The sequence below is a fragment of the Nocardia sp. XZ_19_369 genome, from assembly GCF_015355715.1.
GTDB lineage: Bacteria > Actinomycetota > Actinomycetes > Mycobacteriales > Mycobacteriaceae > Nocardia.
The window spans coordinates 895,240-917,421 of the sequence record NZ_JACVED010000002.1; the positions used below are offsets into that span (position 1 = coordinate 895,240).

General features: G+C 66.5%; 25 protein-coding genes. 10 read left to right on the forward strand and 15 right to left on the reverse strand.

Annotation, left to right across the window (positions count from 1 at the left end; genetic code table 11):
• Positions 1-15 precede the first annotated feature (15 nt).
• The 6 genes from IBX18_RS10075 to IBX18_RS10100 form a co-directional block, all read right to left on the reverse strand.
• A complete protein-coding gene (locus IBX18_RS10075) occupies positions 16-834 on the reverse strand; it encodes an LLM class flavin-dependent oxidoreductase (protein ID WP_194833429.1) in 819 nt (272 codons plus the stop codon).
• A complete protein-coding gene (locus tag IBX18_RS10080; RefSeq protein ID WP_194833430.1) occupies positions 831-1,679 on the reverse strand; it encodes an alpha/beta fold hydrolase in 849 nt (282 codons plus the stop codon). The genes IBX18_RS10075 and IBX18_RS10080 overlap by 4 nt, the downstream gene beginning before the upstream one ends.
• A gap of 178 nt (positions 1,680-1,857) precedes the next feature.
• Positions 1,858-2,694, reverse strand: coding sequence for an NAD(P)-dependent oxidoreductase (locus IBX18_RS10085; protein WP_306796212.1), 837 nt, complete (start codon positions 2,692-2,694; stop codon positions 1,858-1,860).
• 223 nt (positions 2,695-2,917) lie between these two features.
• The gene (locus tag IBX18_RS10090) at positions 2,918-3,805 is read right to left on the reverse strand and encodes an LLM class flavin-dependent oxidoreductase (protein WP_306796213.1); all 888 of its coding nucleotides are present in this window, start codon (positions 3,803-3,805) and stop codon (positions 2,918-2,920) included.
• Between the two features lie 7 nt (positions 3,806-3,812).
• On the reverse strand, positions 3,813-4,421 hold the full coding sequence (locus tag IBX18_RS10095; protein ID WP_194833432.1) for an ABC transporter permease: 609 nt from the start codon (positions 4,419-4,421) through the stop codon (positions 3,813-3,815).
• 237 nt (positions 4,422-4,658) lie between these two features.
• Positions 4,659-5,393 (reverse strand): hypothetical protein, encoded by a 735-nt coding sequence (locus IBX18_RS10100; protein WP_194833433.1) that lies wholly within the window; start codon positions 5,391-5,393, stop codon positions 4,659-4,661.
• Positions 5,394-5,853: 460 nt separating this feature from the next.
• Here IBX18_RS10100 and IBX18_RS10105 point away from each other — a divergent pair, with 460 nt between their 5' ends.
• The 3 genes from IBX18_RS10105 (at position 5,854) to IBX18_RS10115 (ending at position 9,323) form a co-directional block, all read left to right on the forward strand.
• On the forward strand, positions 5,854-6,477 hold the full coding sequence (locus tag IBX18_RS10105) for a hemerythrin domain-containing protein (RefSeq protein WP_194833434.1): 624 nt from the start codon (positions 5,854-5,856) through the stop codon (positions 6,475-6,477).
• 211 nt (positions 6,478-6,688) lie between these two features.
• Positions 6,689-8,242: an acyl-CoA carboxylase subunit beta gene (locus tag IBX18_RS10110; protein WP_194833743.1), complete on the forward strand. Its 1,554-nt coding sequence runs from the start codon at positions 6,689-6,691 to the stop codon at positions 8,240-8,242.
• 106 nt (positions 8,243-8,348) lie between these two features.
• Positions 8,349-9,323, forward strand: coding sequence for a helix-turn-helix domain-containing protein (locus tag IBX18_RS10115; protein WP_194833435.1), 975 nt, complete (start codon positions 8,349-8,351; stop codon positions 9,321-9,323).
• Here IBX18_RS10115 and IBX18_RS10120 read toward each other — a convergent pair.
• A complete protein-coding gene (locus IBX18_RS10120) occupies positions 9,309-10,142 on the reverse strand; it encodes a hypothetical protein (RefSeq protein ID WP_194833436.1) in 834 nt (277 codons plus the stop codon). The two genes, IBX18_RS10115 and IBX18_RS10120, sit on opposite strands and share 15 nt — an antisense overlap.
• Before the next feature lie 170 nt (positions 10,143-10,312).
• On the opposite strand from IBX18_RS10120, the gene IBX18_RS10125 reads away from it, so the two are divergent.
• Positions 10,313-11,227 (forward strand): threonine/serine dehydratase, encoded by a 915-nt coding sequence (locus IBX18_RS10125; protein ID WP_306796233.1) that lies wholly within the window; start codon positions 10,313-10,315, stop codon positions 11,225-11,227.
• A gap of 23 nt (positions 11,228-11,250) precedes the next feature.
• On the opposite strand, the gene IBX18_RS10130 is transcribed toward IBX18_RS10125, so the two are convergent.
• The 3 genes from IBX18_RS10130 to IBX18_RS10140 are packed head-to-tail and all read right to left on the reverse strand — an operon-like array spanning position 11,251 to position 13,460.
• Positions 11,251-11,646, reverse strand: coding sequence for a RidA family protein (locus IBX18_RS10130; RefSeq protein ID WP_194833438.1), 396 nt, complete (start codon positions 11,644-11,646; stop codon positions 11,251-11,253).
• Between the two features lie 15 nt (positions 11,647-11,661).
• The gene (locus IBX18_RS10135; RefSeq protein ID WP_194833439.1) at positions 11,662-12,288 is read right to left on the reverse strand and encodes a transcriptional regulator; all 627 of its coding nucleotides are present in this window, start codon (positions 12,286-12,288) and stop codon (positions 11,662-11,664) included.
• Positions 12,285-13,460, reverse strand: coding sequence for a pyridoxal-phosphate dependent enzyme (locus IBX18_RS10140; RefSeq protein WP_306796214.1), 1,176 nt, complete (start codon positions 13,458-13,460; stop codon positions 12,285-12,287). Before IBX18_RS10140 ends, IBX18_RS10135 begins: the two co-directional genes overlap by 4 nt.
• Before the next feature lie 173 nt (positions 13,461-13,633).
• On the opposite strand from IBX18_RS10140, the gene IBX18_RS10145 reads away from it, so the two are divergent.
• Positions 13,634-14,860, forward strand: a complete 1,227-nt coding sequence (locus IBX18_RS10145) for a cytochrome P450 (RefSeq protein WP_194833440.1) — start codon at positions 13,634-13,636, stop codon at positions 14,858-14,860.
• 25 nt (positions 14,861-14,885) lie between these two features.
• Positions 14,886-15,080, forward strand: a complete 195-nt coding sequence (locus tag IBX18_RS10150) for a ferredoxin (protein ID WP_194833441.1) — start codon at positions 14,886-14,888, stop codon at positions 15,078-15,080.
• 152 nt (positions 15,081-15,232) lie between these two features.
• Here the strand turns inward: IBX18_RS10150 and IBX18_RS10155 are convergent, their stop codons facing one another.
• Entirely contained in the window at positions 15,233-15,883 is a 651-nt protein-coding gene (locus tag IBX18_RS10155; protein WP_194833442.1) for a DUF1361 domain-containing protein, read from the reverse strand.
• Between the two features lie 100 nt (positions 15,884-15,983).
• A complete protein-coding gene (locus tag IBX18_RS10160; RefSeq protein WP_194833443.1) occupies positions 15,984-16,835 on the reverse strand; it encodes an alpha/beta fold hydrolase in 852 nt (283 codons plus the stop codon).
• Positions 16,836-16,935: 100 nt separating this feature from the next.
• Between IBX18_RS10160 and IBX18_RS10165 the strand changes: the two genes are divergently transcribed.
• Positions 16,936-17,568, forward strand: a complete 633-nt coding sequence (locus IBX18_RS10165; RefSeq protein WP_194833444.1) for a TetR/AcrR family transcriptional regulator — start codon at positions 16,936-16,938, stop codon at positions 17,566-17,568.
• Positions 17,569-17,769: 201 nt separating this feature from the next.
• Here the strand turns inward: IBX18_RS10165 and IBX18_RS43395 are convergent, their stop codons facing one another.
• A complete protein-coding gene (locus IBX18_RS43395) occupies positions 17,770-18,072 on the reverse strand; it encodes an alpha/beta fold hydrolase (RefSeq protein WP_373889176.1) in 303 nt (100 codons plus the stop codon).
• Between the two features lie 405 nt (positions 18,073-18,477).
• On the opposite strand from IBX18_RS43395, the gene IBX18_RS10175 reads away from it, so the two are divergent.
• On the forward strand, positions 18,478-18,744 hold the full coding sequence (locus IBX18_RS10175; RefSeq protein ID WP_194833445.1) for a hypothetical protein: 267 nt from the start codon (positions 18,478-18,480) through the stop codon (positions 18,742-18,744).
• A gap of 211 nt (positions 18,745-18,955) precedes the next feature.
• Here the strand turns inward: IBX18_RS10175 and IBX18_RS10180 are convergent, their stop codons facing one another.
• Positions 18,956-19,930 (reverse strand): YafY family protein, encoded by a 975-nt coding sequence (locus tag IBX18_RS10180; protein WP_194833446.1) that lies wholly within the window; start codon positions 19,928-19,930, stop codon positions 18,956-18,958.
• 63 nt (positions 19,931-19,993) lie between these two features.
• On the opposite strand from IBX18_RS10180, the gene IBX18_RS10185 reads away from it, so the two are divergent.
• Together IBX18_RS10185 and IBX18_RS10190 are read left to right on the forward strand one after the other, a co-directional pair.
• The gene (locus IBX18_RS10185) at positions 19,994-20,347 is read left to right on the forward strand and encodes a nuclear transport factor 2 family protein (RefSeq protein ID WP_228540630.1); all 354 of its coding nucleotides are present in this window, start codon (positions 19,994-19,996) and stop codon (positions 20,345-20,347) included.
• A 281-nt stretch (positions 20,348-20,628) separates the two neighbouring features.
• Positions 20,629-21,108 carry a DUF488 domain-containing protein gene (locus tag IBX18_RS10190; protein WP_194833447.1) on the forward strand — a complete coding sequence of 160 codons (480 nt, stop codon included), beginning with the start codon at positions 20,629-20,631 and terminating at the stop codon, positions 21,106-21,108.
• A 205-nt stretch (positions 21,109-21,313) separates the two neighbouring features.
• On the opposite strand, the gene IBX18_RS10195 is transcribed toward IBX18_RS10190, so the two are convergent.
• A complete protein-coding gene (locus IBX18_RS10195) occupies positions 21,314-22,174 on the reverse strand; it encodes an NAD-dependent protein deacetylase (protein ID WP_228540631.1) in 861 nt (286 codons plus the stop codon).
• Between the last annotated feature and the right edge of the window lie 8 nt (positions 22,175-22,182).

The window sequence follows — 22,182 nt, forward strand, 5'->3', positions numbered from 1 at the left end:
TGCCGAATCGCATCGTCACCTTTCGATCGGTCCGTCGCGGAGGACACCTCGCACCTGGTCCAGCGTCACGGTGTCCGGCTCGAACTCTGCCAGCCACCAGGTGGCGCCCGCCTTGGCGTAGGGGGCTGGGTCGGCGTTGGCCGGCAGGGGGACGGCGATATCGAACGGGGTGGTGCTGTGCTGCCGGAGGGCGGTGAGGGTGGTGGCGATCTCGGCGAGTTGGTCGGGGTGTTCGAGGTTGACGGGGAAGAAGCCGTCGTGGCGCGCGGCGCGGCGCAGCGGTCGGAGGTTGCCGGGGAATCCTGCGGCCCATACCGGCACGCCGGGGCGTTGGATCGGGGTGGGCAGGAAGGAGATTCCGTCGACGGTGTAGTGCTCGCTGTGATGGTGCACCGGCTCACCGGACCAGGCGGCGGTGAGGATCTGTAGTGATTCGTCGAGCATTCGGCCGCGCCGCCGGTCGTCGAGTTCCTCGCCGGTGGCCGATAGTTCTTCGGCGAAGCGATTGCTGCCCAGGCCGACGCCGAGGGTGAGGCGGCCGCCGCTGAGGCGGTCGAGTGTCGCGGTTTCCCTGGCGACCTTGGTGGGTCGGCGGCGGGCAAGGGGTGTGACCATGGGGCCGAACCGGAGGTTTTCGGAGGCGGTGGCGATCGCGGCCAGCGTGATCCACGGGTCGGCCACCTGCCGGACCGGCTCCCGCCAGCGCACGTGGTCCCAGACGAACATGCCGTGCCAGCCTGCCTCCTCCGCCTCGGCGGCCAGTCGTGCGACGGCGACCGGGTCGGCGAGATCATCGAAGATCGGCAGCCAAAGGGCCGACTGCAACGTGGTCATGCGATACCGCCTTCGGTGTGCTGGAGCAGGGCCGGGACGAACACGTCCCACAGCGGTTTCGGTAGGTCGTGTCCGGCGCCTTCCAGGATCAGCAGCGTCGCGCCGGGAATCGTGTCGCGTAGCGAATATCCGTGTGGGAGTGGGAAAGCCGGGTCGTGGTCGCCGTGCACCACCAGAGTCGGCGCCTTGATGGCGGCGAAATCGCGGGATGCCCCGTCGAAGCTCATCGCGTAGTGGTTGACGAGGGTGGATCCGATGTTGCGCGCGCGGGCCACATCCCGCTCGACCAGGGCGCGGGTGGCGGTTTCATCGAAGTAGGGCGAGCCGCCCGAGTACGACTTCACCGATGCGACCACATAATCCACCACCGCGCGGGAATCAGTGGGGCCCGGGTCGGCGAGGGTGCTGAGCTCCTCCGACGGCGGCAGCCCTTCCGCGCCTGTGGAAGTGGAGACAAACGTCAGTGACTCGACCCGGTCGGGGTGGTCTACACCAAGGATGAGTCCGATGCCGCCGGACATCGATCGGCAGACGATGTGTGCGCGCTCGAGGTGCAGGGCGTCGAGGAGGCCGAGTGCGTCCGCGGCCAGGTCGGTGTACGCGTAGCCCGGCCGTCCCGGCGGGTAGCTGGTGGATCTGCCGGTGTCCCGGTTGTCGTAGCGGATCACGAACCGGCCGCCGCGCGAGATCTGTTCGCACAGTTCGGTTTCCCACCACAGCATCGAGGCGGCCGCTCCATCGATGAGCAGGATCGCCGGGTCGGCGGGGTTTCCGAAGGTCTCTAAGCACAGCTCGACCTCGTTGAGCTCGACGAGTTGCTCGCCGTGCGACAGGGAATCGGTCATGGAGGCAACGCTAGACCGCGCGGTCCCTCCCCGACAGCGCCAGTTTTCGATCGAGTCGATCGCGAGCAGCTACGTAACTCGCCATCCTGGATTCACGTCCGACGTGCAACTGCGGCATCTCACCGCGCTGGGCCGACGTGGACTCGTTCGGCCAGGCGATCGCGAGCCGTGGAGCTCGCTAGCCGACGAGCGCCGCGGCGTCGTAGGTCGGCTGATAACCGAGCTGCCGGCGGGCCTTGCCGGAGTCGTAGACGCGGTCGATGGTGGTCGGCAGTGGCCAACCTTGTTGCCGAAACAAGGTGACAATGTCGGGCACTCGTTGTTCGAGCAGTGGCCTCGGATCGTCCCACAACTGCGGTGTGTCGTTGGGGCGGAACACCATTGGCCCGGCGATGTTGAATGCGCCGGTTACCTCGGGGTGTTCGGCGGCCAATCGGTGGGCGCGGGCAACATCGCGGACGTCGACCCCACGGTAGAGCCGGTGGGCAGCCTGGATGGCGGGCTCCTCCGGGAAGCAGCGGGCGATGCGCAGCACGACCGTGCTGAGCGTCCGATCACCTTCGGCGAGAAGAGCTTCCGCGCCGAGCTTGGTTTCGTCATAGATGTCGCGCGGCCGCGGTTCCAGCGTTTCATCGACCCAGACCGCACGATCGGTGGGCACCAGTGCGTGCCCGTAGACCGAGGTGCTGCTGGTGTAAACCATTCGCCGGACACCACATTCGGACGCACACTCGAGCAGAGCGGCGGTGGCCTCCACGTTGACGGCACGGAACTCGTCGTCGCCGACCCGGCCGACATGCGGAGCGTGCAGCGCAGCCGTATGCACGACAACCTCCGCCCCGTGAACGGCGCGTGCTCGAAGTTGCGTGTCGCGCAGATCGCCCAGATGGGTGGTCCACTGGCCGGGACGAACATCCCAGCCGCGCACTTGCCAACCTGCCGCGTGCATTTCCTGCGCGACGGCAGCTCCCACCACACCGGACGAACCAGTTACCAAAACTACTGCCGACTCCACGGACTCCGACATTACCCGCGTGGGCGCACACCCCGTCATGCCTGCTGACCGTGCCATATCGAGCGGTTCTAGGCCGAGGACATGCTCGCCGCCCGGCGAAACGCGCGAACGTATCCAGCTGTGCCGGCCATGGCACGACGATTATGTGTGCCTCAGCCACCCCGAGGGAGCGCAGTCGCAGCCGATGGTCGTACCCCGCGTGACCACGTCAGCGGCTGGGAGTTCAGGCGCACAGGGCTCGGGTGGCGGGGATGACGTCGCCGATCCAGCGGCGGAGTTGGGTGTCGTCGGCGGATTCGGGCCAGTAGACGAAGGTGTCGAAGCCGATTTCGTTGGCGAGATCGGCGAGGATGCGGGCCCAGCCTGCGGCGTCGGTGCGGATCGGGGCTTCGCCGCGCAGGGTGACCTGGCCGGGGGTTTCGGTGATCGTGCCGACGAGTTGGGCCATGCGGGTGATGTCGGCCGGGTTACGTCCGGCCTCGGTCGCGGCGGCGGAGATGATGTCTTGTGTCGCTTGCCATTTCTCGTACGGCAGGTAGTGCGGGATGGGTGCGGCCCATCCGTCGGCGATCCGTCCGGTGAGGGCGTTGGCCTTCGGGCCGACGCTGCCGAACCAGATGCCGACCGGATGTGCGGGCGCGGGCCCGGACTGCACGCCGTGCACGGTGTAGTGCGTGCCATGGACTTTCGCTTTCGTCCCCGGCAGCCACATGGCGCGGATGATCGCGGTGGCTTCCTCGAGTGCTTGCAGCGCTTCGGGATTCGACCGCACCGGTCCGCCCATGGCGCCGATCGCGGGCCAGAACGCGCCCGCGCCCAAGGCGAGTTCGAAGCGGCCGCCGCTGAGCAGATCCAGAGTCGCGGCTTGCTTCCCGAGCATCGCGGGTCCGCGCAACGGCAGGCTCGCCACATCCGGAAACACCCGCAGCCGTTCGGTTTCCGCCAGGATGGTGGCGATCACCGCGAACGTGTCGGCCAGTCCGCCCGAGTACGGATGGTCCTGGATGCCGAGCAGATCCAGGCCTTCCCGGTCCGCGACCTTCGCCATCGCACGCAACTGCGGCAGCTCGGTCACGGTCGGCGCCCACTGAATACCGAATCGCAAGTTCACACCGCGATCATGCCAGCCCGTTCAGCCGTGCTTCTTTAAGCCTTGACGACCCGTCATGCCGGGATCGGCACAGCGCAGCAACGAGGTAACCGCCGCCTCCGGCGATAGCCAAGACCCAGTACAGGTTTGCTCCGTCGAGCAATAGCGCGGCCGACGACGTCACCGCGAGCCAGGCACCGAGGGCGTACTGGACCAGATCACGATATACGGATCCGCCTGCGAGATAGATCATTCCGACGACGAGGCCGGAACCGGTCGGCCACAACAGCGTCTGCACCTGCACGTCCTGCAGCGCCGTCTCCAGGGCTGTGATGATCAGATACAGCGCAGCGAAGCCGATCAGCCAGGACGCGGCCAGCAAGATGCCGACAACAGCCTCGCGACCGTGGGCACCGCGCTGCGCTCGGACCGCGAACACCCCGGTCACGACCAAGCCGGTCAGCAGTCCGCCTAGTAGAAGAACTGGCGCTACGGCGGAAGGTATCGGCAGACTGGGCTCGTCGCCGTAGGTCAGCGCGAATGCGCTGTAACCGAGCAGCCAGGCGAAACCGAAAGTCAGATACGAGGGTCTGTTGTTCGGAACGGTGGCCACTGCGCGTGGATCGTGATGGGACATGGCGGTCCTCCTATGTGGACATAGAAAGTAGAACTCGCCCCGCCGAGACACTCCATGAGCGAGAGTCTCGAACACATAGCCCAGCGTCTCGTTAGTTGGCGTTCCTTACCGTCGGCCGGACTCCAGGTGTTCTAGCGAACCTTTGACCACGAGTTATCCCGCTGCTCGCGGTACTGGTGCGCGGCTTCAACGTCCGAGCTCGCAGGCGCAGATAGCACGGGTGGAATCTACGCCCGCTCAGCTTCGAACGCCGAGGGTGCCAGTCCAGGCGGCAGTATCCAGACCAGCGCGACGGGCCAGCGCGAACATGGCGACGATGTCGTCGTCGGTGCGTGGCCGGGAATCCTCGCCGGGGTAGTGCTGCTCGGTCAACCGGGTCATCGAGTCGGCGAAGGAGCGGAGCACGTTCTCCGTGACGGTGCCGCGCTCGGCGGCGTCGAGTAGCTGGTCGCACAGCTCGGGCATGCCGGCGTCGGTGGCGTCGAACTCCAACCGCTCAGCGATCTCGCCGACCGCACCCTCCCGGGTCGTCAACGACGAGACGCCGCAGTCCAGTCCGTCATCGGCCAGGTCGTCCGGGTAGGGCGCCCGGTGCCAGGCACCGTCGTCGAACCAGTAGACGCAGCCGACCATGTAGTCATCGATCAGGCCTTGCAGGTATTGGCACGGCAACCATTCCGGGGCACCGGCCAGCAGGTCGATCGCGGGTTCGTGCGTTTTGACGTTGCTCGATTCGTCTTCGCCGACGAGGACCGCGCGGCCGTCGCCGTACCACTTCAACACCCACCAGGTGCAGCCGCTGTCGTCCCAGTGCAGGCCGTCGTCGTCGATCCAGTATCCGTAACGATGCTGCGCGGGCTCGCGCTCCTGGTCCCGGTCGTAGGTCGCGACCGCGACAGCCGCCCACCGCGTCCACAGCAGCCGCGCGTCCGGCAGGTCGTCGGGGCGCCCCGGGCGGTGTAGCTTCGCCAAAATCGTTCTCCTGATCCGCGTTTCGGATGCCAGCATAGGCGGCCGCCGCGACATCGCGTATCGATGCCACGCGGTGCGGCGGGACGGACGGGCCCAGTTCCCACTGACCAGCTCGGAGCATCTCACCAACCTGGCCGAGATCGCCGCGACCGACGTCCCGGCCGGGGTGACCCAGCGGCTAAGAGCCATCTGGGCGCACGAGCAGCCGCCCTCGAGCGACCTCACCTGTGACCGACGGGTCGCTCGTGCGTCGAGCGCGGCACCGACTCCCCCGTCCAGCGCCTCGACGGCGCGGGCCAGGTGCAGACAGATCCGGTCTCGACCTGCCCCCACTGTCGGGCGTTCCAGAGGATGGCCGTCCGGGTGCGTTATTGTCGATCACAGGGACCTGCCAGCTGCCCTGAGAGCTAGTTTGCCTGGCGTCCAGTGCTGACCTGAAACGCGTTGTCAGGGAGGAATTGTGGACATTACCGAGTTGATTCTCGACGACCACCGTGAGCAGCGGCGGCTGTTCGCGATCCTGGAGCAGATCGACCGCGCCGAAACCGACGTGCTCTCCGCCATTTGGGATCGGCTCGCGGCCTTCCTCGAGCTGCACGCGAAGGCCGAGGAAGAGATCTTCTACCCCGAGCTGCTGCAGGTGGGTATCGCGGCTCGGCGCGCGGACCGGGTGGAGGACGAGACGCTCGACGCGATCCACGACCACAACGAGATCAGGGACGCGGTCGCGGAGGTGGCACAGCATCAGGTGGGCACCGACGACTGGTACGCGGCGGTCGCGGCCGCGAATCTGGCCAACAGCGATCACATGGCCGAGGAAGAACGCGAGGGTCTCACCGATTTCCGCAGGCTGGCCGGGTTGTCGCGCCGTCACCGGCTGGCCGTAGCGTTCGCCGCCTACGAGGCGCGCAATTACGCCGGTGTCGAGGCGGTCGACGAGGATCCCGCGGGCTATATCCGCGAGGTCGAGAACAAACTGCCGACCGAGGGCGAGCCGTCGACCGAGGATCAGCCACCGGCCACCGAGAACAAACCAGCGCCTTCGAACGGATCGCTGAGTGTCGGCAGCCTGAAGCGGAACTGACCCCGCGGCACTCACCAACGGCCCGTCACCCCCTTACCGCACGCGGTACAGTCGACCCGCTCCGGGCCCGCTTTCGAGCTGTTGGGAATGCCATACCAATCCGGCCCGAACTGTGACCTGTCCCGCATATGGGGACTGTTATCGCGTTCTTGTGTCCACACCGCTTAACGTCGCCAAGGCACAACAGTTGGTAGGGAAGGTGGCGGCGAGCGTGGTTGATACCCAGGCGAAGCTAGATGAACTGGTCAAGATCCTGGCGATCGCTGCGGAACCCGCAGGTGAGGGCGGTATTGCCAAGCGGGAGAAGAAGGGTATTCCGAGCGTCCGGCAGCGGATACAGATGCTGCTCGACCCCGGGACGTTCCTCGAGACCAGTGCGTTGGCGCGCCAGCCCGACCAACCGGACGCGCTCTACGGCGATGGACTGGTCACCGGTCGTGGGTTGATCGGCGGCCGCCCGGTAGTGGTGATCGCGCACGACCAGACCGTCTACGGCGGCTCGGTCGGTATCACCTCCGCCCGAAAGTTCATGCGCGCGTTGCAGTTCGCGTTCGACAACGCCTGCCCGGTGGTGACGATCAACGACTCCGGCGGTGCGCGGATCCAGGACGCGGTGGGCTCGATCGCGTCGTTCGGTGATATTTCCCGGGTGTTGGAGAAGCTGTCCGGCTATGTGCCGCAGGTGTCGATCATTCTCGGCAAGTGCGCCGCGGGTTCGGTGTACGGGCCGATCAATACCGACGTGCTGATCGGCACCAAGGATTCCTACATGTTCGTGACCGGGCCCGAGGTGATCAAAGCCGTCAACGGTGAGGACATCTCGGCCGAGGACCTCGGTGGCGCGGAGGTGCAGGCCAAGCGCGGCACCCTGCATCACGTGGCGGCCACCGAGCAAGAAGCCTATGACTGGGCCCGCCAGTACCTGAGCTATTTCCCGACGAGCTGCCTCGAGCAGCCGCCGATCGTGAATCCGGGTCTGGAGCCGGAGATCACCGTGACCGATCGGGAACTCGACAAGATCATCCCGGATTCCGATCGCACCGGGTACGACATGCACGAGATCCTGCTGCGGATCTTCGACGACGGTGAATTCCACGAGGTGCGTGCGGAATTCGCGCCGAATCTGATCACCGGATTCGCCAGGGTCGACGGTTTTCCGGTCGGTGTGATCGCCAATCAACCGTTGGTGCTCGGTGGCTCCATCGACGCGGCCTGCTCGGACAAGTCGACCTATTTCATCCGGCTCTGCGACGCGTTCAACATCCCGCTGGTGTTCGTCGTCGATACGCCGGGCGTGCTGCCGGGTCTGGACCAGGAAGCCAACGGGGTGATCATCCGCGGTGGCCGGGTGCCGCGCGCGATCATCGAGGCCACAGTGCCGATCATCAACCTGGTGGTGCGTAAGTCCTATGGCGGCGCGTACGGGATGATGGCGGCCCGGCAGGTGGGCGCCGATATCAGTTTCGCCTGGCCGACGGCACGGATCGCGGTGATCGGCGCCGAGAGCGCGGTCGACCTCATCGGTAAGCGGCAATTGGCGGCGGTGCCCGCGGAGCAGCGGGCGGCCGCGCGCGACTTCATGGTCAACCATTACAACGAGACCATCGCCACCCCGTGGATCGCCGCCGAACGCGGTTACATCGACGCCGTCATCGAGCCGGCGCGCACCCGGCTGGAGATCCGGCACGCGCTGCGCTTGTTGCGGGACAAGCCGCCGGTCAAGCCGGAGTTCAATCCGCGCAAGCATTCGGTCTATCCGATGTGATTCCGCTGGAAGCGTCTCCATGAAGGTGGTTTGACTCGGCCCCTGCCGCGGGGAAATATGGGCGCGGCGGGGGTCTGAGAACGAACGCGGAATGGATCGGCCGGCGATGGACAGTACTGGAGCTGACTTCGCCGCCTCGCGTGGGGTTTTCGCCGTGGATTCGACCGATCCGGGTGCCGTATCGCGCGGTTTCGACATCTTCCGGCACGGGTGGCAGACACAGGTCGGCGACGGCTTTCCGCTGCCGACTTTCAGTCCGATGACCACCGGCGATTTCCGGGTCAGGAGCCGCGTCGCGAAGCTGCGCGACGTGGCTGTCACCGATCTCGACAGTGCGTCCGTCATCCGCACGGCAGGCACCCCGTACGGCTATGACGACCAGGTGCGGATTTACGTAGTTCGCCGCGGCACTTGGACTTTGGGTGCGTCGGCCGATCACGACGAATACACCGTCGCGGCCGGGCAGTTCCTGTTGCGGCACGGTCCGCCGTTGCATTTCGGGGCGACGCCGGAGACCACGGTCAGAATTCTCACGCTGCCTTCCGCGGTGCTCGCGCCGCGACTGCGGAACCGGAGCGTCACCGAGGCGGCGGACTCGGCGGAGATGCGCCTGCTGATGGCGCACACGAACATGGTGCACGCCACCGTGGCGGACCTCGGCCCGACCGGTGTGCACGCCGCGCACGGCGCCATGCTCGAACTGGCGAGGGCGGTGACGACGGGTCGGTTCGACGATGCGGAGCCGGGGTTGCGGCCCGCGCTCGTCCAGGCGGCGAAAGTCTTGGCGGATGGTCGGCTCGCCGATCCCGAGCTGTCTGCGGCGATGCTGGCCCGTGAACTCCACGTCTCCGTGCGCACTCTGCAACGGGCGTTCACCATGGCCGGCGAGTCGGTGACCGGCTACATCCGCGACCGCAGGCTGGCACAGGCGCGGCTCGCCCTCACCGCCCCGTCGCACCGGCCGACGGTCGCCGAACTCGCCGCCTACTGGCAATTCGCCGACAGCAGCCATTTCATCCGCGCGTTCAAGAAACGCTACGGCCAGACGCCCGCCGAGTACGCCCGCTCAGCAAGGTCCTAACGACTTGGCGCGCAGTTCGCCGCGCGGACCGATCGCCTCGGCCACGCCCAGACAGGTGCTGCCGAGAAAGATGCCGAGCTGGTAATGGACGGTGTCGGCATCGAACGAATCGACCAGAACGCCGATTTCGTATTCTCCGGGATAGGTGACCTCGCCGACGTAGTCGATGCGATAGGACGACGGTGACAGGTCGGGCACCAGCCCGTCGAGGGCGAGTGCCGCGGCCGTGAATGCCGCGATCGCCTCGTCGTACCAGGTGGCGAGGGCGAGGAAATTGACGTGCTGATTGATGTCGACGTCGCTGATCCGGGCACGCAGCGGAGCGAAATACGCGTAGTGGTTGCGCTGCCGGCGTTCGGCATTCGCACGGGCTACGACCGTCTCGCTGGAATCCGGGCCGGCCAAAGCGGTGAGATCGGCGATCAATTCGTCCGGAAGGGCGAACGGTCCCGCGGTGCCGAACAGCACGACCGTGGCGCTACCACTGCCCACCCTGTTGCCGCCGGCGAATACCGCATGTCCGTAGGTGAACGATGACCGCCCGATCCGACGGATATCGGTGTGCACTTCGATATCGGTGTCCGTGCGGCGGGCTGGGGCGAGCCGTTCCACGCTTTGGCCGACGAGAATGATTTGGTAGGGACCGAATTCACCGGCCGCGACGAGTCGTTCGAACTGCGGCAGTTCCAGTCGTATCCGAGCGTCCTCCAGCCAGCGGGCCATCCCTACCGTGCTCACGGTCCCGTCCCGGCCCAGATCGCCTTGCCGCACTCGGATGTCGGACTGGACCGGAAACGCGTAGTCACTGATGGATTTCATGAACGAGGACCCTAGGAGGAATTCAGGAGCCGCGACATCGGTAAACCTGCATATGGCGTGGATGTTCCATAGGGTTGACGCGGTTGTTCGAACGGCGGGTCGCCGCTGGGTATCGTCGTGCTGTGCTCGAGACGCGGCTTGATCTGGACCGGATTCGTGCGGCCCGCCGCGTGATCGACCCTATTCTTCTGAATACTCCGATGTACCGATGCGATGCGCTGGGGCGTCGGCTCGACTGCACGGTGAGTATCAAGCTGGAGACAGCGAACCCGGTGCGCAGCTTTAAAGCTCGCGGTACCGAGCTCGTCTCCAGTCTGTTGACCGAGCAGGAGCGGACGGCGGTGGTGTGTGCCAGCGCGGGCAACCTCGGCCAGGCGCTCGCGTGGTCCGGCCGCCGTCGTGGACTGCGGGTGACCGTGGTGGCGTCGCGGCGAGCGCCCGCGGCCAAGCTCGAGCGGATCCGTGCGCTGGGTGCCGAATTGATGGTGGTGGACGGCGATTTCGAGATGGCCCGCGAGCAGGCGGTGAGTATCGCGCGATCGCGCGGGATTCGGCTGGTCGAGGACAGCCTTGATGTGGAGACCTGTGAGGGGGCCGCGACGATCGGACTCGAGTTGGCGGATGCGGAGGACGCGTTCGATGCGGTGCTGATTGCGCTGGGTGGCGGGGCGATGGCCACCGGCATCGGTTACGTCCTGAAGTCGCTGACACCGGGTGTCGAGGTGATCTGTGTGCAGCCGGCCGGTGCACCGGCGATGACCCGCTCGTGGCATGCGCGGCGCGTAATCACCACCCAGTCGTATGACACCATCGCCGACGGGGTCGCCGGTCGATATCCCATCCCGGCGGTCGTGGACGACCTTCTCGTGGTGGCCGATGACGCTGTGCTGGTTCGGGAGTCATCGATCATCGCGGGCGTTCGAATGCTCTGGGAGCACACGGGTTTGGTGGTCGAGCCCTCCGCCGCGCTGGGTGTCGCCGCCGTCCTCGAGGATCCGGGCCGTTTCGCCGGGCGTCATGTCGTCACGGTCATCTGCGGTGGCAATGTCGATCCGGATGCTTACCGCGGGTGGATATCAGCGTGATTCGAATTTCGTCGCGCGCTCTGCTATTCCGGGAGGGCGGCGATGGCGTGGATCTCGATGGCCGAGTCGTAGTGCAATGCACTGGCGCCCGCCACGATACGAGCCGGGCGGTGCGGGCCGAGCCATGCGGCATAGATCGTGTCGAAGGCGGGCCAGGCTGCGAGGTCGGTGACGTGCACCGAGACCGACACCAGCCGGGTCCTGTCGATACCGGCGGCGGCCAGACAACGGTCGAGGTTGTCGAGGACTTGCCGCGCCTGGACGTCGAAAGGCTGGCCGGCCAAGCTGTTTCCGTCTTCGTCGACCGGTAGTTGCCCGGAGATGTAGGCGAACCCGCCGTGCATGGCGATATGTGAGTAGTGCCCGGCTGGTGGTCGCAGGTCGGGACTGTTGCGTAGTTGGATGTCGGCGGAGGTCATTGGTCCGGTCCTTCGTTACTTGGAGTAGTTGTAGACGCTGGCGCGGGAGACGCCGAGCAGGTCGGCGATGGTTTGCGCGGAGCCGCTGGATTCGAAGTAGCCGTCGCGGCGAAGTTGTTTGGCCAGTGCACGTTTGGCGTCGGCGGGCAGACTCCGCGGGGTGTGTGCGCGGGCCGCGGCGAACGCCTCGATGGTCTCGCGCAGCTCGCGGGCGGTGCGGTCGCGCAGTGTCTCGAGGACTTCGCCGCCGTGTGCTACCTCGGTGGCGACGAGGTTCGCGAGGGTGCGGGTCAGCGGTGACAACGAGGAGACGTCCAGGTTCAGGCACAGCGCCGCGACGTATCGTCCTTGTCTGTTCTTGATGCCGATCGAGGTGCTTTTGACCGGTCGTCCGTCGGGGAATTGGTTGGGGTAGTTCTGGATGACGCTCGGGTAGTCGGGGTCGGCGATGCGCGCCAGCCCGAGCTCGGTGGCCGAATCCCCCACCTGCCGGCCCGACAGGTTGTTCTCGATGGCGCGGATAGCGTGCTGCGGATTGCGTAGATCGTGGAGCACGACCTCGCACAGTCCGGGAAACATCCGGCCGATCGCGCCCGCGATCTTTTCAGCCTCGGCCAGGAGGTGCTCGTCGTCGGCGCTCATGCCCGCGCCCCTTGTCCTTGATGGCTCGTGCGGTCTTCGTCGAAGATGCCCGCCGTCTTCTCCGACGACTTGGTTCCGGCGCCGGTGAGCACCACCACGGTGGTCTCGTTCTCACCGATGGCGCCCGCGGCGATGAAGTGGTCCAGCGCCGCGGCGGCGACGCAGCTGGTGGGTTCGGCGTAGAGGCCGCGAGAGGCCAGCTTGCGCACCGATTTCCGGATCATCTCCTCGGAGACGGCGACGGCCGCGCCACCGGAACGGCGGATCGCCTCGACCGCTTCGGGCAGCCGGACCGGATCGGCGATAGCGGCGCCCTCGGCGATGGTGGGAACGCGCGGTTCGCGGTCGGCGGGGTCGAGACCGTTGACCGTGTCGGCGATGGTCGCCCAGTGCTCGGGCTGGCCGACGAACAGGCGCGGGCGGTGCGCGATCTGCCCCGCGCCGAGCAGCTCGCTGAACGCGATGTCGCACCCCAGGACGTTGCTGCCCGCGCCGGCGACGAGCACCACGTTGTCGGGGGCTTGGAACCCGAGGTCTTCCCACATCTCGTAGGCCACGGTTTTGGTGCCCTGCAAGAAGAATGGGTGCCAGTTGTGGCTGGCGTACCTGATCTGTTCGGACTGGCGGATCGCTTCCTGCGACACCTGCTCGCGGGTGCCCGCGACGAGTTCGATCTGGGCGCCGTAGGCGCGCACCTGCAGGATTTTCGCGGCCGAGGTCGACTCGGGCACGATGATCTTGGCTCGGATGCCGGCAGCGGCACTGTAGGCCGCGACCGAGGAGCCGCCGTTGCCGGAGCTGTCCTCGAGCACGTAGTCCGCGCCTTGGCCGCGCAGGTGCGACACCATCACCGCCACCCCGCGGTCCTTGAAACTCGACGTCGGGTTGAACCATTCGAGCTTGAAGTGCACGCGCCGGCCCGCCCAGTCCATCGGCACCATCGGGGTGCAGCCCTCGCCGAGGCTCACCCGGTGGCGCGCGTCGACGGGGATCGCCGCCTGATAGCGCCATAGTGACCGTTCCGAGGTGACGATTCGGTCGGGCGTGATGCCCGGCAGCGCACTCATCGCCAGTGCGGTGCCGTCGTCGCCGCGCCAGCGGGGGTCCGCGATGTTGTAGCGGTGGCCGGACCGGTCGTACAGGAACGCATCGGTGATGGGCGTGTCGGTCACAGTCTCAATCCTTCTTGCCGGTCCAGGAGGTTCTAGACTAGCAGTCTAGATTTACATTCACAGTCTAATGCAGCCGCTGACGCCGCCCAGGAGGCCGTATCAGCGCCGTGACAGCCGTATGTCAGGTCGTTCCGCGACCGTGGTCAGCACAACAGCCACGAAAGGAAAACCTGATGACTCAACCGGTTTCGATTCCGAACGGTCTCCCCACGGCGCGTGATGCCAGCCCCTTCGATCCGCCCAGCGAGATCAGCCGGATGCGCGCGACCAGCCCGGTCTGTCCGCTGATCTTTCCCGACGGGCACGAAGGCTGGTTCGTCACCGGATACGACGCGGTCCGCCAGATCATGGCCGATACCCGATTCAGCTCGCGCCGGGATCTGGGCATCATGCACGTGCCGTACGAGACCCCCGGCATGCCCGCTGCCACTGAACCGTCTCCGCAGATTCCGGGGCTGTTCATCGCGATGGACCCGCCGGATCACACCCGGCTGCGGCGCATGCTCACCGGCACCTTCACCGTCCGGCGGATGAAGCAGCTCGAAGAGCACATCATCGAGATCGCCGAGCAGCAGTTGGCGGAGATGGCGAAACTGACCCCGCCGGTCGATCTGGTCAAGGAGTTCGCGCTGCCGGTGCCGTCGCTGGTGATCTGCGAAATGCTCGGCGTCCCTTACGCGGACCGGGAGACCTTCCAGGTCAACTCCGCCAAGTTCCTGGTCAAGGACCAGTCGCTGGAGGAGAAGATGGGCGCGTACGGCGCGATGATGGGCTACCTCGCCCAGCTGGTCACGGCCAAACGCGCCGAACCCGGCGACGACATCCTGTCCGACCTGGCCCGCAACGACGAACTCTCCATCGAGGAGCTGACCGGCATCGCGTTCCTGCTGCTGCTCGCGGGCCACGAAACCACCGCGAACATGTTGGCGCTGGGCACGTTCGCGCTGCTCGAGCATCCGGACCAGTTGGCCGAACTGCGGGCCGATCCGGAGCTGGTGCCCGATGCCGTCGAGGAACTCCTGCGCTACCTGTCCATCGCCGACATCTTCTATCGCTACGCCACCGAGGACATCGAACTCGGCGGTGAAACGATCCGCAAGGGCTCGACCGTCGTCGTCTCGCTGCTGGCCGCCAATCACGATCCGCAGCGCTTCGACAACCCCGACACCCTGGATATCCATCGCAAGGCGCGCGGTCACCTGTCCTTCGGCCACGGGGTGCACACCTGCCTCGGCCAGCAGCTCGCTCGCATCGAAATGCGTGCCGGATTCGCCGGGCTCCTGCGGCGCTTCCCGACCCTCGAACTCGCCATCCCAGCCGACGAGGTGAAACTGCGGACCGACATGAACATCTACGGCGTGCACGAATTGCCGGTCACGTGGACGCAACTGGCCTCGTAAACCGTTGAGCACGAAGGAGATAACGATGACACGGCTTGTGGCGGATCGGGAGCGCTGCATCGGATCGGGCATGTGCGCGCTCATCGCACCGGAGGTGTTCGATCAAGACGAGGCCGACGGCCGGGTGCGGTTGCTCGATCCCAGCCCGCGCGGCGGTCACGCGGCGGTGCGCGACGCGGTGGACGCTTGCCCGGCCAGGGCACTCGACATCTCGGATTAGCGGACATCGACTCGCGCCGCCGGGCTCGATCTCAGCGCCTGGACGTGCAGCTTGCGGTAGGTTTGCCTTCCTCCGAACGGTGCCGCGGGGATGCCGGTTCGGGTGGCACAGCGGTGGCTCGACGAACCTCGTTGTGCGCGCGGATGTTCCGGTCAGGTGACGGCAGGGCGGCGGAGGCGGCGCAGATCGGCGACCGCCGTCTCGACCACGGCTTTGGTCACGAAATGTCCGACGGCGGTGACGAGGAAGGTGGCCACGATGAGGATGGGGGCCCAGGACCAGGTGAGGGCGAGGACCATGCGTTCGAAGGTGCCGCGGGGCTGGACGACGGGTTCCCAGCTGTTGAGGCGGGTCCAGCGGCCGAGGAAAACGCCTATCGCGCAGAGTAGGTGCAGGCCGAGGGTCATGGGGGCGCGCCAGCGGGTTCGGCCGATGTGGTCGAGGTAGCGGCCGAGTTCGGCCAGGGCGAGGTAGTAGGCGAGGAAGCCGGAGGCGATGAACGCGGCGTAGACGGGCAGCACGGTGGTGACCACAGGGCCGTCACCGAGGAAGCGGATGTCGTCGCGCAGGTGCACGAGGTCGGTGACCACATAGGGCGCGTTGGGCAGGAACAGCACGAACAGCACGGCGCCGGCCCACCACAGCGGCGAGCGGGATACCTTGCGATCACTGCGTCGCCACCGAAACACCAACAGCGCCAACACCACTGGCACCCAGGCCAATATTGTGTTCCAGGCCAGCCAGACGAAGTCTCGCCGGACCACATCCAACAGGCCCGGCCCCACCCGATCGAGTACATCCATGGCGCCATCATGCCGATCGGACGGGCCGCGGTGAGCTCTCCGAGCCGAAGGCCACTACATCGCTACAGCTTCACCACACTATCTCCACAGCCGCACGAGGTCATCGAGCCAGAAAGGACTGCAACGCGGTGATCAGCGCGGCCGGATTGTCTTCCTGCACATTATGTCCCGCGTCCGGGACGACGACGAGTTGTCCGTCCGGGATGCGCTCGACCAGACGTTCGGCGGCCGACTGCGGCAGTATTCTGCTGCGACCGCCGCGCGCCAGCAGCACCGGAACCCGGGACAGTTGAGCGGCGAATCGTTCGAGTGCGGCGAGGATGGCCGGGAAGTCGGGTGGACTCAGGTCGCCTTTGGGCACCCAGCCGCCGTCCTCGGTGCGGCGGAACAGGGTGCTCATGCGGTAGGTGACGCCCGCGCGATCGGAGCGCGGGCTGACCCGCATCGCGGAGTCCACCACCGTGTCGAGTTCTCGTACCGGGCCGAGCCCAAGAATGAATTCCCTTACCCGCCGGGTACTTTCGAAGTCGGCGCCGGGCGCGACATCGACGAGGGCCACTCGTTCCACCAATTCCGGCCGGGTATCGGCGATGTGGGCCGCGACCACGCCGCCGAGCGACATGCCGACAAGCCGTACCCGGTCGAAACCGAGGTGGTCGGCCGCGGCGACGACGTCGTCCGCCATGGTCGCGATCCGGTAGTCGTCGGACCACTCGCTGTCGCCGTGACCGCGCAGATCCAGCGCGACCAGCCGGGCGGTGCCGCGCAGGCCGAGGCAGACGAAATCCCAGGTGTGCGCGGTCAACGCACCGCCGTGCAGCAGGATGGTCGGGAAACCCTTTCCACCCCAATCGAATCCGTGCAATCGACAGCCCGCACGGGAGAAACGGAAGTCGCGGGGTGGCGTCGGATCGTGGATCGGGACACCCAAGGCCGCCGCTCGCTCGGTCATCGACGGAATCGTGGTTTGTCCTCGCACGGCGCCACCTTTCCTTACCTTGAGTATCCAAGGTAACGGATATTACCTTGGATACTCAAGGTAATATTTGCGGATGGCCACCCGAGTGCGACGCAAACCCGATGACGCCAAACGACTGATTCTCGAGGCCGCGGGCAAGCTACTCGCCGCGGGCGGCCCGGCCGCCGTGCAGGTGCGTGCCGTCGCCGCCGAGATCGGGGTCTCCGACGCCGCGGTCAACCACCACTTCGGTACGCGCAACGGACTATTGGAGGCACTGCTGCGTTTCGGCGGCTCCAAGCTGAAGGCCGAACTGCACACGGTGCTCGCCACATGGACCGACGGACCCATCGACCCCGCCGAGTTGGTGCGCGCGCTGGCCGCGCTGTACGCCGACGGGTACGCCGAACTCGCGCTCGCGCTGCACCGCTCCGGTTGGCGCGACGCCGGTAGCGGTCTGCTCGACGAGGTGGTCGACCGGCTGCACAGTCAGGCCGAGCAGCACTGCACGGCGACCGGTCGAATTCCGCCGCCGCGTGAGGCGATTCAATTGACGATCGCCGCGTTGCATCAAGCTGTCGCGACGGATCCGCTGTTCGGAAACGAATTCCGCAGGAGCGTCGGACTGGACGCGTCGGCTCGTGAGCGCATGCTCGACTGGTGGACGGAGATCTTGCGCGCGACGGTCGCCGGGACCGAAGGGGCGACGTCGCGCTCGACGAGCTAGGGACAGCCGGGAGCTGATCGCGGACGGCGGGGCGACTGCTCGGTGATTGCTGTGCGCCCCGAACCGAGAAATCGACCGATGCGTTCTCAGCGCCCACGGCTTCACACCCTTTTGCTGAGCCGCACACCCGATATAGAGGGTGTGCGGCTCAGCAAAAGGGTGTGCGCTTCTCCCCCCGCGCGGCTGCTCGGGACCGGCGTCTCAGGTAATCGTTTCTCTGCGGTGGACGAATTCGGTGACGTGGTCGGCGAAGGTCGGCCACAGTTCACGGGGCAAGTGGTGGCCCATGCCGTCGAAGATCACCAATTTCGCGCCGGGGATCGCCGCGGCTGTGGCATGTCCGCCGCTGACATCGCACATCAGGTCGAACTGTCGCATCTGCGCGCCGCCGCCCATGATCAGCAGCACCGGCGGCAATTCGGTGTCGCCGAAGCGTTCGTAGGTGATGTCGATTCCGGACGGACCGACGTTCAGGAGCTTGTCCTCGGTAATTTCGTCCTCCATCTCGATACCTCTGCGCGCGTGCCGGTTGTCGGCAGCAGCGGCTGGATTTCGCTCGGGCCTGCGAGTATGCGGCACCAACGGGGCCTTGCCGCAAGCCCACCCGCGCGATGTATGTTGAAAGGGGAAGAGTTCCGCGCCGACAAATCACCTCTGTTCGGCATGCGATGCCACTTTGCACGCGCCGCAAACTAGTTACGACATAGCCTGTCAGCTGGCGATTCATTTCGGATTCCCCGCCGTCGCGACGTCGTGCGGGCGCAACGGTCACATTGTCTGCACGCAATGCCGAATTGCAGTCGCCGCCAAAAGCTTCGCGCTTGTCTTCGCGCTCTCGTCGGACGAGATCGCGGCCGTACTCGGTCGCGGACCGGGGTGGGTAGCATCCTCGGCGATGATGGGAGTTGGATGTCGGAAGTTGTGCAGCTGACGGCGGTTGATGCAGCGGGGGTGTGCTGGCCGGTTGCGTTGCGGCTGGGTGAGCCGTCGGTCGCGCGGGTGGAATTGGTGGGTCATGGCGTGTTCGGGTCGGCTGACGACGACTACCTGAGCTGTCTGATCACTGTCCGCGAGTACCTCGAAAAGCAGGGACTGCTGTTGTGCTGTCAGGGCGCTCGGCCGGATGTGTGGCCGTCGGGCCAGTTACGGCAGTTCGAAAATGGGCGGCGCGCCTAGGTTCTCGACGATGATCGTCGTGGCGAGGAGGTCGAGGTGGTGGACATCTTCGCTCCGGCGCCGCCGGAGCTGGTGGTCAGCGTGTTGGCGCAGCGCAAAGCCGTGTTCGCGTTCAACGGCTTGCCTTGGCGGGGCGAGTAGCTGCTGCCTCGACGATGAAGACGGCGCGGCGATGCACGAAGAGTGGTCGGGCCGCGGCAGGCGGCGACGCTCAGGGTGACAGTTCGTAGCGGGTAGCGATTGCGGTGGCGCGGTTGTGCAGGGCGGTGCGCAACCACTGTGGGGACAGGGCTTCGGCGTGGGTGGCGAGTTGCCATAGTGCCCATTCGGCGTGTCGGGAATCTTGGAAGGTTGCTTCCAGTCGTAGCCAGCCGTCGGCTTCGGATTCTTCGGCGCGGATGGTCAATGCGGTGTCGACCAGTTCCTCGCGCCGGGCCGGGTTCATGCGTAGCAGCACGGTGACTTGGTCGCCGCCGGTTCGGAATCGCGTGCTGCGCTCCTGCCAAGCCTGGGATAGATCGACGTGGTCTGGTCGTTGGGCGGGTTCGGGGAGTGCTTCGGCGGCGAGGATCCGCGACAGGCGGTAGGTGCGGTCAGCGCCGGACTTGGTGGCGAGTAGATAGCCCTGGCCGCGCGCGGTGACCAGGCCGATCGGGTCCACCGTGCGCCAGGTCGGGTCCTGGTCGACGGCCGCGTAGTGGATGCGCAGTTTGCGTCCGGCGAACACCGCGCGCCGAACCTCGGTCACCACGGTGTCGGGCACCTTCTCGGCAATCAGGCGGCGGGCGAGCAGATCGGTTTCCGGTTCGATGAGTAATCGCTGGGCCGCGTCGTTGGCGGTGGCCAGATAGCTCTCGGGGAGCGCGTCGACCACCTTGCGCATGGCCGAAGCCAGCGCCGAGGCGAGGCCGAAGGCTTGTGCGCCGCGCCGTGATCCGGCGACCAGCAGGGCGAGCGCCTCGTCGTGATTTAGTCCGGTGAGCTCGGTCTGGAAACCGGGTAGCAGGGCGAATCCGCCGTGCCGGCCGCGTTCGGCGTAGACCGGAACACCGGCCGCGGACAGCGCCTCGATGTCGCGCAGCACCGTGCGCGTGGACACTTCCAGCTCGCGGGCCAGCGCAGTCGCGGAGAGCCGGCCGTGCTGGCGCAGCAGCAGCACCATCGAGACCAACCGGTCGGCGCGCATGCGCAGAATTATGCCAGGAATACACGACACAGGATGTCGTGATTCGCTGGGAAGCTTACGAGTATGACAAACAAGAACGTGGCCACCGACCCCAACGACCTGGGCAAGTACTTCATCGAGCGCGCCAACGCGGGCGACGTCGACGGACTGGTGGCGTTGTACGAGCCGAACGCCGTGCTGGCGTTCCCGCCCGGCAACCTCGCTACCGGACACGCGGAGATCCGGAAGGTGTACGAGCAGTTCGTCGCGGCCGCTCCCGTGCTGACACCGGGTCGGCAGCATCCGGTGCTGATGAGCGATGATCTGGCGCTGACCGCGTCCACGTTGACCACCGGCGAGGTGGCGGTGGAGATCGCCCGTCGTCAGCCGGATGGGTCGTGGTTGTGGGCGCTCGACCAGCCGGTACTCATCCCGTAGCGGACGCGGGTGGTGGGCTCCGGCGAGCCCACCGCTGCGCGGGGCATTTCACCGTTGTGCGGGCATGTAGAGGAGCGGCGCCGAGCTGACCAACTGGTGCTCGGGGTGCCGCGATCTGAGCTTGCCGCTACGAGTGTCAGATATGGGCTGGGCTGCCGGCGATGGGCTGGGCTGTCGGCACCGACAGCGGCCGGATTGCCCACGCTCGGTTCGCAATCCACGCGGCGAGCGCCTCGCTATCCCGGCGAGGCTTTCGCGCCACCGAGTCGGACAGGTACTGAATGAAACGATTTGCGACGATCGGCGTCTACGGCTTCACGGCTGCAACCTTTATCGAGCAGCTCACCGACACGGGTGTGGGGTTGCTACTAGACCTGCGGCAGCGTCGCGGCGTTCGGGGCGCTGAGTACTCGTGGGCGAACTCGGCGCGGCTTCAGCAAGCACTCGCGGTGGCAGACATCGGCTATAGGCATGTGCGGGAGCTGGCACCGACCACCGAGTTGCGCCAACTCCAGTACCGAGAGGACGACCGTCAGGGTGTAGGCAAGCGCAATCGCGTCGCGCTGGCATCGGAGTACACCGAGCGCTACACCCGGGAGATCCTCGACCCGTTCGACCTCGGCACGCTCGTGGCGGAGGTACCGAGTGACTCGATGGCTGCGCTCTTTTGTGTCGAACGCGATCCGGAGGCCTGCCATCGTTCGCTCGTGGCCGCCCGCCTAGAGGCCGAACACCGACTACCGATCACGCACCTGCACTGAACCCTTTTCGCCGCAGTCACTGACGAGTCGCAGTCGCCGCCGACCCGCCGGGTGCACATACTTGCCACATGCGGCGTGACCGACGCGGCAACCGTGCTCCCGGGTCGGCGGGACGAGTCGCACGTGCAAAACTAACACCGGGGCACGCGCAAAGTTGGCACCGAGTCCGCCGGACGCTGCCAAGCACACCCCTGCCTGCCAGTACTCACCCCGCCGAGGATAGAACCCGTACCTCTCCGAGCGCGTCGGCGAGCGCGACCAGCGCACTCGAGCAGCCGGCGTCGAGCAGGCACGTGGCCAGCTCGTCCCCACGGGTGGTCCCGTGGTTGACGATCACCACGGGCCGACCGGTTTTCGCCGCGTGCCGCACGAAGCGCAATCCCGACATGACGGTCAGTGACGACCCCGCGACCAGCAGCGCGTCCGCCTCGTCGACGAGTTCGAATGCCGCCGCGACGCGCTCCTTGGGCACGTTCTCCCCGAAGTACACGATGTCGGGTTTCAGCATTCCCCCGCAATTCGCGCAGTCGACCATCCGGAAACTGTCGGTGTCCGCAACAACCGCATCGGCATCGGGCGCGACTTCCACCCCGTTCGTCGTCGCTCCCTCGGCGAAACCAGGGTTCGCCGTTTCGAGCCGCTCCGCCAACGCCATCCGCGAAATCAACGCCTCGCAACGCAGACACCGCACCCGCGCATAGGTGCCGTGCAGGTCGATCACCCGCCGATGCCCGGCCTTGGTGTGCAGCAGATCGACGTTCTGGGTGATCAGCCCGGTGACCACACCCATCCGTTCCAACTGCGCCAGCGCGCGATGCCCCGGATTCGGCCGTGACGCGTCCATCCGCCGCCAGCCGATGTGGTTGCGTGCCCAATACCGCTGCCGGAACACCGGATCGCCGACGAACTGCTGATAGGTCATCGGGTTGCGTGGCGGCGAGGCCGGCCCGCGATAGTCGGGGATGCCGCTGTCGGTGGACACGCCGGCACCGGTGAGCGCTACCACCCGGCGCCCGGCGAGTACCTCGACCAGCCGCTCGACGCCTGGTTCCGACATGTCCGACATCAGTTCAG